The organism is uncultured Victivallis sp., assembly GCF_944391105.1.
GTDB lineage: Bacteria > Verrucomicrobiota > Lentisphaeria > Victivallales > Victivallaceae > Victivallis.
In genome coordinates this window covers 1-12143 of record NZ_CALXSK010000069.1, presented here as the reverse complement: position 1 = coordinate 12143, position 12143 = coordinate 1, and the positions used below count along the sequence as shown (strand labels likewise).

Here is a 12143-nt window from a genome sequence, read left to right as displayed (position 1 = left end):
GCCGAGTCCGTGACCGCCCCGTACGCGGCACCGGCACCTTGCCGGACGCAGGGGGTGCGGGGGGCGGCGGACACGCCCCCTGCCTCCCACAGCCATGCAACGGTCAAAGCGGCGTTTACCTTGATAGAGCTCCTCGTGGTGATCGCGATTATCGCGATTCTCGCCTCGATGCTGCTGCCGGCACTCAACCAGGCACGCGACCGGGCAAAAAGAATTGACTGTCTGTCGAGCTTGAAAATGCTCGGACTAGCATTCCAAAACTACATGGACACCTCAGACGGCTTTCTGCCGGCAATAGCCACAAACGACGGCAATATCACCTGGCGCGACCGGCTCGCCATCAATTACGGAATTGAAGCGGACGACGGCGAAACCCGTTGCGTGAGAATGGCGGAAGCAGGCTTTTACTGCAAAACCAACAGCGCACTCCATCCACAAAAAGGAAAAATCCTCAATTACGGCATGAACGACCGGGTCATCTGGTATCAGACCGAATTTGCCAAAGCCACCCGGTTCAAATATCCATCCAGACTCTGCCTCGCGTCAGACGGGAATTACACCGACGTCGGCTGGGGAAGCTGGTATGACAATCATATCAACGAAACGAGTTTGTGCATCTATTCCGTTCACAACACCGGCAATTCCGCACAGATTCTCTATCTCGACGGTCACGCGGCACTGACAATGCGCGGCGATATCCCGGGGAACCGCATGACACCATTCTGGTGGGGGCAGGACGAAAAATGAAAGAAAAACTCTTCTCTCTCCTGCTTGTCTGCGGTTCTCTGCTTTCCGCCGCCAGATTGCCGGATGGATTCCTCTTCGAAAATGCCGGAACGTTCCGCTGGAACGGGGTGGAGTTTCACGTCAACTCCGTATACGGCAACTGGCGGACCGGACGCATCGGGCCGGCTTCGACGAAACGTTCGGCGGACGGAAGTGTTTCCCTGATCTCGCCCGTCGATTACGCCACTGCAAACGGGAAATGCCGTACGATTCTGACTCCGCTCGGCGAAAACCGGCTGCGCTTCAAAATGGAACTCACCGTGCCGTCATCCGTAAAAGTCAACCTGCAATATCTCGAACTCTCGCTGCCGGTGACGGCCGCGGCTTCTCTTGAATGCCGGACCACCGGAAAAAAATCAGTGCAGACGGTGACGTTTCCGCCGAAATTCGGCAAAATGGAGCTGCTGCAAAAGGGGGATGTCTCCGAAACCATTCTGACTCTCGCGAACGGAGAACGGTTGATCTTCCGCGGAAACGGGACCGTCTACGTCCAGGACAACCGGGAATTCCACATCGACACCTTCTCCGTCCGTTTCTGGTTCGGCGCAACCCCCTTCACACTGGAAGCGGAACGTCTGCCGCAACGCTCGATACCCGTTCCGCTGGCGGGCTCCGCAAACCGCTCATTCCGCGACGACATTGCAGAAGATCACCAGGGCGGCTGGACCGACCAGGGCTCGGCCAATGATCTGCGCATGATGAAATCCGGAGTTTTGCGATTCAAAAATCTTGAATTTCACGTCATTGATGAGACCCGCGAACATGTCCCCGGGGCAATCGTCGTGGCGGGAGCTGACCGCGGCTTCGCACCGGCGGAAATCGAACTGCCGCTCCCGGCAGGGAAAGCGCGAGGCATCGCTCTGCTCCATGCGTCGGCATGGACGATGCCCGGCAAAATCGGCGAACTCGAAGTCACTTACGCCGACACCGGAGTGGAAACTTTCCCCGTCACAGGCGACAATGACTGCGGCAACTGGTGGAATCCCGCGGATCTGCCCAACGCAAAAGTCGCGTGGCGTTCGGACAATCCGAGTGTGCCGGTCGGGCTGTACGTCTCTACGTTCCGGCTCGGCGGCAGCGAACCGCGCCGCCTCCGCTTCCGCATTGCAAATCCCGCGTCGGCCTGGATGATCGCGGCAGTCACGCTGACCGGCCAGCCTGTCCATCTGCCGACCCACGTGCCGAAACCACTTGTCGCGGCGGAAAACGAACAGTGGATCAAACTCGACTATCGACGCCGGATCACTCCCGGAACTCCGCTCGACTTCTCCTTCCTCGGAGCAGAAGAGATTCCAGCCGGGAAACACGGACATGCCATCGTCGCCGCCGACGGTTCGATCGGTTTCGAAAATGCCCCTGGAAAACATTTCCGCGTCTACGGCACGAATCTCTGCGAAACGGCACTCCAGCTTGAAAAACCGGAAGTGGACGAACTCGTGACGTTCCTCCGCGCCCAGGGGATCAACACCCTGCGCTTTCACCACCACGACAACGGCCTGGTGGATTCCGCCGCGCCGGACTCGGTCACTCTGAATCCGGCAACTCTCGACAAACTCGATTATCTCTTCGCAAAACTCAAAGAGAACGGCATCTACGTCACCTTCGACCTCTACACGAGCCGCCGACTCAAACCCGGTGACAATCTGCCGATTCTCCGGAAATATCCCACGCTCAATCATAAGCATGCGCTGATCCTGTCCAGGGAGGGGATGGAAAACTGGAAGAACTTCACCCGCAACTGGCTGAATCATGTCAACCCATACACCGGCACAACGCTTGCGGAAGATCCGGCCGTGCTCTTTGTCAATCTGGTAAACGAAGACACGCTCTCGTACAGCTGGAACACGGAACCGTTGAAAAGTGCCCTGGGCGAAGCCTTCAAAGAGTATTGCAAACTTCATGGAATCCGCGATACAAAACTCGGATTCGGGAACCTTCATTTCGCCCGTTTTCTACATGAAACACAGTCCAACGCTCTCGAAGAGATGAGCCGCTTCGTCCGGGAAGAGCTCGGTGCGAAATTTCTCCTGACCAGCTGCAATTACAACGGCAACTGCGCCACCACGCTGCTGCGGGATCGTTTCGACGTCGTCGACGACCATGGCTACCATGACCATCCGTCCTTCCCGAAACACCCCTGGTCGCTTCCGCACAGTTACAGCCAACTTTCGACAATCCCCATGGAAGCGCCGCTTCCCGGCCAGCTGGTCACCGGCAGAATTTACGGCAAGCCGTTCTTCATAACCGAGTTCAATATCTGTGCGCCGAACCGGTTCCGAGCCGAGGACGGACCGCTGATCGGAGCGTATTCGGCACTTCAAGACCTGAGCGGCCTGTACCGTTTCAACTTTTCGAGCACAAGAGACCGCGTCACCCGACTCGATCGTGGAATCATCGTATTCGAATCCGTAAACGATCCGGTCATGCAGCTTTCGGACCGGATTTCCGCGGCATTCTTCCTCCGGGGAGACGTAAAACGCGCACCGGAGAAGTACGCCTATACCATCCCGCGCGACTTTTATTCCGAGCGTCGTGACTCCGGCTATCCCGCCATCCGTCCGCTTCGACTCATCACCCGGATCGGCGCACTCTTCGACGATCGCCCGCTGCCGGACGTCAAACCGTTCGACGACATCACCGATCCCCACATTGCTGAACTGCTCAGGAAATTCCGGGAAACCGGGAAAGCCGTCAGCTCTACCGGGGAACTTCAGCTCGACACCCGGGCAGGCACCTTCACGGCCGACACCGAACGCTCCGCGAGCGTGACCCTGCCGGAAGGAACGCTCTCCTCAGGAAAACTGACCGTCGCCGGAGCAGACACATTCCAGACGCTCGCAGCGATCTCTCTCGACGGCTCCCCGCTTGAAACCAGCGGATCAGTCGTGATTCTGCACCTGACCGACGTCATGGCATCCGGAACCCGGTTCTCCGATCAGGACCGCAAAATTCTCGAGGAAACCGGAACCTCCCCGCTGCTGCTCCGCAGGGCCGCCGTCGAACTCTCTCTGCGAACCGACGGGCCGCGACGGGTCATGGCCATCAATATGCAGGGAGATGCTGTCGGAGAAATCCCCGCACAATGGCGCGACGGACATCTCCAGTTCAAAGCCGACAATGGAGCCTTCCCCGGCGGGCTCGCCGGTTATCACCTTGTCCGTTGAACATGGATTCAGCAGACGAAATGCGTGAAGAGTACGACCCGGTCGGTGGAGATGTTGCCGCGCATACGCGTCGCAAGCAGCCGGGCGGCCGCCTCTCCCGCCGCCCGGCGCGGCAGCGAAACCGTCGGCCAGTTCGCGAACGCCAGCCCGTCACAACCGACGACGGGAAGACGCAACCCGTTCTCCTTCAAAACCCGTTCCACGCATGGAACCTGATGATCCCCGGCGACGAATACCGCGTCCGGCTTCGTCCGGCCGAGCAGAGAACGCAACGCACTCCCGGCGGCTTCCGGCAGCGGACGCGTGTGTTCGGCCAGCTCGGGATCATAGACGCCGAGCGACTCCAGTGCCCGGCGCCAGGCATGGAACTTGTTCAGCAATTTCGGATTGAACTCATTCCGGGTCTCCCCGAGAAACGCGATCCGGCGGCAACCGCGTTTCACCAGAAACGTCATCGCGTCACGAACCCCGGGCCAGTAGTCGAAACAGACCTGCGGAAAGTCCGGATCGTCAATCTCATCCCCCGCGCTGACCGCCGGAACTCCCTGCAGGCTCACAAGTTCCAGAAAGCGCGGATGTGTGATTCCGAGCAGCAGCTTCCCCATCGTCGGACTGAAGCGAAACCCTTCAAGCTGCAATCTTCCGCTCTCGTCGGCCTGAATCTGGGTCAATACCGGGCGAAATCCCGCATCGAGCAGCCCCGTGATGCATCCATTCCAGATCTCGCCCCAGAACGGATGATCGAAAAGCGCCGAATACCCTTCGAACAACACCTCGACCTGCCGGTCACCCGCCGTGTGGGAGACCACAAACGTCCCGACGCCGCGTTTGCGCGCAAGCCGCCCGGCTTCGACAAGCTGGTTGATCGCCTTGTTGATCGTCTTGATGTTGACCCCGAATTCAGCGGCCAGCAGCGAGCCGACTGGGAATCCGGAAGAGTAGAATCCTTCATCCAGCCGACGTTCGAGCTCGGCGACGATCTCACCCTGCTTGTAGACGCTCCCCCGATTCACTCACGGCCCCTCCCGAAGAAGAGACGGCAGCTGTGCGCCGGTATCGTGCAGGAGAGAGTTCCATCGCTTCGGACACACTCTCCGCTCCAGTGCTCGCGGTAATCTCCCGCAGGACAGCTCCACGAAAGTGTGCGCGCCCCGTCTTCGAAGTTGAAGAATCCGTAAACCTCCGCACCGGTTTCGGCGAACCGTCCGCGGACGATTGAGGGAACCGTGTGTTCCCGGAAGTCAAGAGGACGAACCTCTTCGAACGCATCCGTCCGGCGCAGCAGGAGCTTCGAGAGTTCCGCCCGCTCCGGATCAAGCGTCTCAAAGCGATCGCACAGAAACGTGAGTCCGCCGGCCATCCAGAGAACCGAGGTCCAGAGACGAATCTCGTTCTCACTCATTTTGTTGTTGTCAATCCGCGCGATGTGAACATCCGGATCATTGATCCAGAGGGAGCGGTGCATGTAGAGCCGGTTCAGAACGTTGCGGCAGACATTCGGCACGGTCGGAGCTTCCGCGTAGATGATGCGGTTCTCCGGCTGCCAGTACGGCGTGATGTCGGTTCCGATCCGTTCGGCGTCGACCAGTCCCGGCGACGTGCCGAGCAGCGTCGTGCAGCCGAGGATGAAACGCTCGTGACCGAACCCGTCGCGAATCGCCTGCAGCCCCCGGCGAAGCGCCTGCATCCGGGTCGCCTTCGGATCGTGGTAGCAGCCATCCTTCACGGCGCCGGCGTACATCATGAAGTCGAGTTTCACATATTCGCAGCCGATCTCTGCAAGTTTCCGAAACACGTTGCGCAGAAACTCCTGCGCTCCGGGGTGGGTGCCGTCCAGAATCGCGACACGACATCCGCGCCAGCGGGTTGCCCAGACGATCTCCCCTGCGGCGTTGTGCACAAGCCACTCCGGGTGCTCGATGACAACTCCGGAACGCTCCTCAACCATGAACGGTGCGAGCCATAGGCCGGGTTTCATTCCGGCGTTCCGGATCTCCCGCACAAGCAGGCCGATTCCGTCGGGGAACTTCTCATTCGCGGTCAGCCAATCGCCGAGCGCGGCCTGATACCCGTCGTCGATCTGTACGTATTCAAGCGGAAATTCCGCGCGGTGATCCCGAAGGTAGGCGACATTCTCGAGAACGTCCGCCCCGGTCACTTTCGAGAAGTAATAATACCAGCTGCACCAGCCCGTCGGAGAATTCCTTCTCCGCAACGCCTTCATGCGGTCTCCCCAGAGAACGGCATACCGCTGCAGCAATCCGTACGGATCGTCACCGGCGAGAAAGAGAAGCTCCCCGCCCCGGAACGTCTCGCCGGGATCGAGCCGGACGCCGTCTCCGCAGCTGACCGCGTCGAACGCGGAAACCTGCCGCTCACCGAGCTCGATTTCAAACCGGCAGACACACCCGGCCGTCGTGACGAATCCGGCCAGCAGCGAATCGAGCCCCTTCTCCGGCATCAGAACGGTCACATACTCCGAGGTGAATCGATTCGGCGTCGGTCGTTCGAACCGTCCGGGCGCCGACGTTGCGAACGGCAGATAATCCGGGTCACAGCTGAAGTCGGTCTCCCCCCAGCCCGCCGAACCGCAGGCGCTGGTCATCGTCCATCCTTCGCGATAAACACGCAGCGACGGCCCCGGCACGGCGGCAAGATCTTCGCCCGGACACCGCGACCAGCGCAGTTCGCCGAGCCGGACCGGCGCATTCCCCCGGTTCCGACACTCCGTGACGAGCCGGACCGCTCCGTCTTCACCGGCACTCAGCCGCACGGAAAATGCGCAATTCTCCGTTTCCGCGGCAAACTCGCCCGGTGTGATTATCTGCCAGCCAGACGCGTCGACTCTCCGACCGTCAACCTCCGCGGACAGCCGGAAATCCGCCAGAAACGGCGATGCCGCTCCGGCAGGCGCAATCCGGAAGCCGTTCCCATCCGTCGTCAGAACCATCTTCGCCGTCCCTCTCTTTACGCTTCACCGAAGTATTTGCGCTGCATGAGATTCTCTTCTATGCAGCGGATCTGGGTTTTCATGAGTCCCGGCGAGTAGAGTGCACGCAGATCGGCGGCGCCGCAGTTGCGCATGGCCTCTTCCATCTTCGCATTCGCGGCGTAGAGGTCATCGAGCGTCTCGCGCACGTTGAACCGCCCCGGAGAGGTCGGCAGCGGCGGCCAGCGGGAATCCGAAACCCACGCACTCGTCACGGCCTTCAGCGCCTCGTCGAGCTCCTTCCGGTCGCCGAGCCGGCGGCGCAGCAGCATGATCCCGTCGAACACCGAACGGCAGACCGGATCGAGCAGACGCGAATATTCGGTATTCGCCCACGCCTTCGCGGTTCCACCGTGCCAGGCGACGCCGTTTTCGATGTGATCGATGAGGTCGTTGCCGATCAGCGTATCCGATTCCGCGATCACCTCGGACGGGGTGGAAAACTCGTAATCGAGCTCCTTCGCGATCTCAAGCAGTTCGCGGAAGCGACCGACACTGGCGGGTTCAGGCTCGAAGAAGCGCGCCTGATTGAACTGTTTCACATAGAAATAGGCGGAAGTCCCGATGTACTCGGCATCCTCGGCGTACGGCATGATGAAGCTGCCGGAATCGGCGATCCGCCGCTTCCAGTTCGAGAGCATGGTGCGGATCTCGTCGCTCGAAACGGGCTCCTTGCGCATCCCCTCCGTCGCGCCCATCAGATACCAGAGCATCGGGTTGGCCATGCAGTCCGAGCGGAAGATCATCCGCAGGCCGTTCGGCGCCTCCGAGGGGTTCGTGAGGTAACGCAGGAACTCCGGCTTGTCCTTGATGTACTCCTCGATCTTGAAGAGATGATTCTTGTTGCTGTGCCCCTGAACGTCATAGGAAAGGCCGGTCGCCTCACGGATCTCCGGGAACGAGAGGAAGAAACTGTCCGCATCCATCACAAGCGAACGGAAACCCGCCTCACGATAGATCTCCGGCAGGAATGACGCCCAGCCGCACTCCGGATTCCATCCGGTCGCCGGCCGCACGCCCGTGTATTTCTCCCAGGCGTCGAGCCCGTGTTTGAGCGTATCGAGCCCGACCTCGGGCGGGATGTTCGTAAGCATCACGTGGATGAACGGCGAGCCGACCGGCTCGATCTGCCCGTTCCGCACGAGTTCACGCAGCAGCGCAAGCACCTCCGGGGCCTCCTCGTTCAGGACTTCAAGCGTACGGCCGGAAGCCTCGAAGGCGATCCGGTATCCGCCGTCGCGAACGAGCTCAAAAAGAGGACGGTAGGAGTTTTCGCACACCCATTCCCGGCGTGCCGGATCGAGCTGGGAGTACTGAATGTTCGCATGCGGCATAAAGATGATCCGCGGTTTCTTCGGCATGTCAGGATTCCTTTTCCAGTTGTGGTTTCATTTGTCACTCATTTTCCGCGAGGAAACGCAGCGAACGGCGCAATCCGTCCTCGACGTCGGCGGGCAGTTCGTATTCGATCAGAGCGGGACCGTCATAATTCCGGAGTTCCGCCATCAGAGCCTTCCAGTCGAGCCGTCCCTCGCCGCACGCGACCGGTTCCAGACCGCCCGGAACATCGCGAAAGTCCTTCAGATGCACGAGGTTGATCCGGTTGCGAAACAGCGGGAACCACCGTTCCGGCGCAATCTCTCCGACCGCCGCGAGATTCGCAGGATCGAAGTTCATCCCGACCGTCTCCGCCGGAAGCGCCTCCAGAATCGTTTGCATCGTATCGCAGCGCGTCGTGACGGAATGCGCATAATACATGGCTTCTCCGGAACTTGCAACACCGCCATGGGTTTCAATCGAAAGCCGCACGCCGGTTCCCTTTGCATGATCCGCCGCCAGACGCAGCGCCTCGATCATACGGTCAAAGCGCGCGCCGTAAACGACGCTGTCGGAGCTGAATCCGGCGAAAATGCGCAACACCCGGATCCCCGCCGCCGCAGCGATGTCAATCGTGCGCCGGACCTTGTCGAGAGAGTTGCGCACGGCCTCGACCGACTCGGAGGTGAAATCGTTGCCCGTGCAACCGCAATCGGTTCGGACGTCGTATTGCGCATACAGCTCCTTCACCCGTGCGATCTCCGAAGGCCCCGCATCGAGCTGCAGGAAGTCGCGATCGTAATTCGCGATCGAAAGTTCAAGCAGATGGACGTTCATCGCCCGGGCAAGTTTGAGCTGTTCTTCGAGCGGGAGCTCACGCAGCCCCCATGCCGCATGTCCGTACTCCATATTACTTCACCTCGCGCCAGTCGAACAGAATCTTGAAGACATCGCACCCCTTGCGGTGCTGGTATTCGAACGCCTCTTTCGCCTTCTGCACCGGCCAAATCTCGCAGGGGAGATGCGAAGTGTCGAACTTTCCTTCGGACATGTACTTGAGAATCTCCGCCTTGCCGCGCGCCTTGATCGCGCAGCTCATGGTGATCGTGCAGTTCTTCACGAACCAGCGATGGTAATGGTCGAAAATCAGCCGCTCGGGATAATCCCCCTGCAGATGAATGTGGCCCGGTTCATCGTCGTCCCCCCAGCCGCCGTCCTTGAGGTAGCGGTGCAGAATGCCGGGAACCTCCGGATTGCCGCTGCACTCCATGATCTTGTCGGCCTTGCGGCCGTCCGTGAGCTCAAGCAGCCGCTTCAGAGTCGTCTCGTCGTGCGGCAGAACCTCGTCAGCGTAGAACTTCGCGATTTCGCGCCGGAAGGCGTTTTTCTCGATCGCGATGACCCGGATTCCCGGGCACTTGATCTTCAGCAGCTGCATCGCGGAGACGCCGACCATGCCTGCGCCGATCACGACGACCGTATCGGTCGGGCGCAGCGTGAATTTCTCGATGCCCTTGAGCGGGACACAGGCGAGATAGGCGAGAACCGCATCCTGATCGGAAACATTGTCCGGAATCCGGCACATCGGGTCACCCGCGCCGCCCGCATTCGCGGAGTCCTTGTGCACGAGGAACGTACCGCCTCCCCATGCCGAGCAGACGTCGCCATAGGTACGGCACTCGTTGATCATAACCCGGTCGCCGGCCTTGAGGCCCGGAGCATAAGCCCCCTCCTCGACAATCACGCCGACGTTTTCATATCCGGGAACCAGCGGATAGTAACACTGTTCCGGATGCTGCCGTCCGCAGTAGGTTTTCATATCGGTTCCGGTCGAAATTGCGCTCCAGAGTGTTTTCGCGACAACAGTGTCGGGACGTTTCGGAGTCAGCAGAACCGGTCGAAACGCCGCTACAAACGGACGCTCGATCACGACGGCGGGAGTACGCACCTGATCCATGGAAAAACCTCTCTTTCAAATAAAGCTACATGGCTTTACTATGGAATTATAGAAAAAAACCAGTTTAGATGCAAGCGGGAAATGCAAAAAAGATCGAATTTTCTTCGAGCGGAGGAAAATTCATAAAAAAGCTCTTATTTTTCGGAAAACCTGATTGACTTCAGAGCAAATCGGACGTATATTATTGTTCGGAATCTAACATTTCAAGGATAAAGAAGTATGAGTCAGGCGGACAGGCTGCTGATCGGAGTCATCAACAAACTCTCGAAAAAGATACGACGTTACTGCGACCGCAATGCGTCTGAGATGGGTCTGACCGGGACGCAGGGGCGGGTACTCTGCTACATTTTCATCACCTCCCAGTGGCAGGACATCTACCAGCGGGACATTGAAGATGTTTTTGAAATCCGCCGCTCAACGGCGACCGGGATTCTGCAGTTGCTTGAACGGGACGGCTATATCGAACGCGTCAGCGTGCCAACCGACGCACGGCTCAAGAAAATCGTTTTGACTGACAAGGCAAAGGAGCTTCAAACTCTGGTCATCCAGGAAACCGAGCGTGCCGAGCAAATGCTGAAAACAGGGCTGAGTGAAGACGAGGTGAACGCCTACATCCGATTGACAGACAGAATCTGCAACAATATCGCATAACACATCGACATAACACAAATTCATGGAGGAGATGAAAACAACAGGAGTTTTTTATATTCAGACATATTGTTAGGTTTCTAGCATTTCAAAAAAAATGACATTAAGATACGGAGTGGAAAACAAATGAAGCGATTCGGAACAATCATGATGGCGATGCTCCTGTCTGCGGGAGCGATCCGGCTCGCGGCAGCTGCGCCGGAATCCCAGGCCCCGTCGGTGCGGGTGGAAGAGGTGAGCATGCTCGACCGCAGCGAACCCAAAACCTATGTCGGCACGATCGGCGCCTCGGACACGGTGGACATCGTCGCGCGCGTCTCGGGCACACTTGAACAGCGTCCGTTCAAGGAAGGCAGCATGGTCAAAAAAGGCGACCTGCTCTATGAAATCGAGGACACGATCTACGACGCGAACGTCCGGTCCGCAAAATCCGTGCTCTCGCAGATGCAGGCTGAGTATACGTTCGCCCAGGAGGAGTTCGACCGTTACAAGAAACTGATCGAAACCCAGGCGACCGCCAAGACCACCTACGACAGTTCGCTGCGTACCCTGAAGTACTACGAGGCGAAGATCGAAGAGGCGAAAGCCGCACTGATCCTCGCGGAGAACGACCTCTCCTACACGAAGATCTACGCCCCGCTCGCCGGGAAAATCGGTGCGAACATCTACAGCGAGGGAAATTACATCACCCCGGAAAAGGGAACGTTGACGACGATCGTCTGCTACGATCCGATCAAGATTAAATTTCCGATGAGTGAAGCGGATTTCTTCCGTCATTTCAGCCGGAACGGCGAGAACCAGTCGGAGCTTGAGATTTTCCGCGCCGACGGGCAGAAATTCAATCAGCAGGCGAAACTCGACTTCGTCGACAACCGGGTCGACTCCGACACCGGTACGCTGATGCTGCAGTTTGAAGCGCCGAATCCGGATTTCGACCTGATTCCCGGCGGATACGTCACCGTAAAACTGACCGAAAAGTTCGACAAGCCGCTTCCGTCCGTCAACGTCGCCGCGCTGATGACCGACGGCAAAGACCATTTCGTCTACGTGGTCGACAAGGACAATAAGGTTGAAAAACGCAAGATCGTCACCGGCAAGCAGGTTTACGACCGCCAGGCAGTGCTCTCCGGGCTTGCGGAAGGGGAAAAGGTCATTGTCGGCGGACTTCACAAAGCCGTTCCCGGCGGGACGGTGAATCCGGTGGAAAAGATGGAAACAGCCAAGTAAATGACGAGCGGAAAGAGAGAGTATCATGTTTGCTGCTTTTTTTATTAAACGACCT

Annotated in this window: 9 protein-coding genes; 4 read left to right on the top strand and 5 right to left on the bottom strand. The window is 58.7% G+C overall.

Features of this window, described 5'->3' with window-relative positions; translation table 11 throughout:
• Nucleotides 1-9 precede the first annotated feature (9 nt).
• Both Q0K10_RS15000 and Q0K10_RS14995 read left to right on the top strand, forming a co-directional pair.
• Entirely contained in the window at nt 10-747 is a 738-nt protein-coding gene (locus Q0K10_RS15000; protein ID WP_366943028.1) for a type II secretion system protein, read from the top strand.
• Nucleotides 744-3950 carry a hypothetical protein gene (locus Q0K10_RS14995; RefSeq protein ID WP_294508744.1) on the top strand — a complete coding sequence of 1069 codons (3207 nt, stop codon included), beginning with the start codon at nt 744-746 and terminating at the stop codon, nt 3948-3950. Before Q0K10_RS15000 ends, Q0K10_RS14995 begins: the two co-directional genes overlap by 4 nt.
• An 8-nt stretch (nt 3951-3958) precedes the next feature.
• Here Q0K10_RS14995 and Q0K10_RS14990 read toward each other — a convergent pair whose 3' ends face one another.
• From Q0K10_RS14990 to Q0K10_RS14970, 5 genes are read right to left on the bottom strand one after another with little or no spacing between them, the layout of a single operon-like run.
• A complete protein-coding gene (locus tag Q0K10_RS14990) occupies nt 3959-4963 on the bottom strand; it encodes a substrate-binding domain-containing protein (RefSeq protein WP_294508741.1) in 1005 nt (334 codons plus the stop codon).
• Entirely contained in the window at nt 4960-6900 is a 1941-nt protein-coding gene (locus Q0K10_RS14985) for a glycoside hydrolase family 36 protein (protein WP_294508738.1), read from the bottom strand. Before Q0K10_RS14985 ends, Q0K10_RS14990 begins: the two co-directional genes overlap by 4 nt.
• Nucleotides 6901-6917: 17 nt before the next feature.
• Nucleotides 6918-8300, bottom strand: coding sequence for a hypothetical protein (locus tag Q0K10_RS14980; RefSeq protein WP_294508735.1), 1383 nt, complete (start codon nt 8298-8300; stop codon nt 6918-6920).
• Nucleotides 8301-8334: 34 nt separating this feature from the next.
• Nucleotides 8335-9165: a sugar phosphate isomerase/epimerase gene (locus Q0K10_RS14975; RefSeq protein ID WP_294508732.1), complete on the bottom strand. Its 831-nt coding sequence runs from the start codon at nt 9163-9165 to the stop codon at nt 8335-8337.
• A gap of 1 nt (nt 9166) precedes the next feature.
• A complete protein-coding gene (locus tag Q0K10_RS14970) occupies nt 9167-10213 on the bottom strand; it encodes a zinc-binding dehydrogenase (protein ID WP_294508729.1) in 1047 nt (348 codons plus the stop codon).
• Between the two features lie 219 nt (nt 10214-10432).
• Here Q0K10_RS14970 and Q0K10_RS14965 point away from each other — a divergent pair, with 219 nt between their 5' ends.
• Both Q0K10_RS14965 and Q0K10_RS14960 read left to right on the top strand, forming a co-directional pair.
• Entirely contained in the window at nt 10433-10864 is a 432-nt protein-coding gene (locus tag Q0K10_RS14965; RefSeq protein WP_294508726.1) for a MarR family transcriptional regulator, read from the top strand.
• A gap of 123 nt (nt 10865-10987) precedes the next feature.
• Nucleotides 10988-12088 carry an efflux RND transporter periplasmic adaptor subunit gene (locus Q0K10_RS14960; protein WP_294508723.1) on the top strand — a complete coding sequence of 367 codons (1101 nt, stop codon included), beginning with the start codon at nt 10988-10990 and terminating at the stop codon, nt 12086-12088.
• Nucleotides 12089-12143 lie beyond the last annotated feature (55 nt).

Bases quoted from the DNA above. Each gene is read 5' to 3' on its own strand.
- Q0K10_RS14975 (WP_294508732.1), bottom strand. From the start codon at position 9,165: ATGGAGTACGGACATGCGGCATGGGGGCTGCGTGAGCTCCCGCTCGAA.
- Q0K10_RS14960 (WP_294508723.1), top strand. From the start codon at position 10,988: ATGAAGCGATTCGGAACAATCATGATGGCGATGCTCCTGTCTGCGGGA.
- Q0K10_RS14980 (WP_294508735.1), bottom strand. From the start codon at position 8,300: ATGCCGAAGAAACCGCGGATCATCTTTATGCCGCATGCGAACATTCAG.
- Q0K10_RS14985 (WP_294508738.1), bottom strand. From the start codon at position 6,900: ATGGTTCTGACGACGGATGGGAACGGCTTCCGGATTGCGCCTGCCGGA.
- Q0K10_RS14965 (WP_294508726.1), top strand. From the start codon at position 10,433: ATGAGTCAGGCGGACAGGCTGCTGATCGGAGTCATCAACAAACTCTCG.
- Q0K10_RS14970 (WP_294508729.1), bottom strand. From the start codon at position 10,213: ATGGATCAGGTGCGTACTCCCGCCGTCGTGATCGAGCGTCCGTTTGTA.
- Q0K10_RS14995 (WP_294508744.1), top strand. From the start codon at position 744: ATGAAAGAAAAACTCTTCTCTCTCCTGCTTGTCTGCGGTTCTCTGCTT.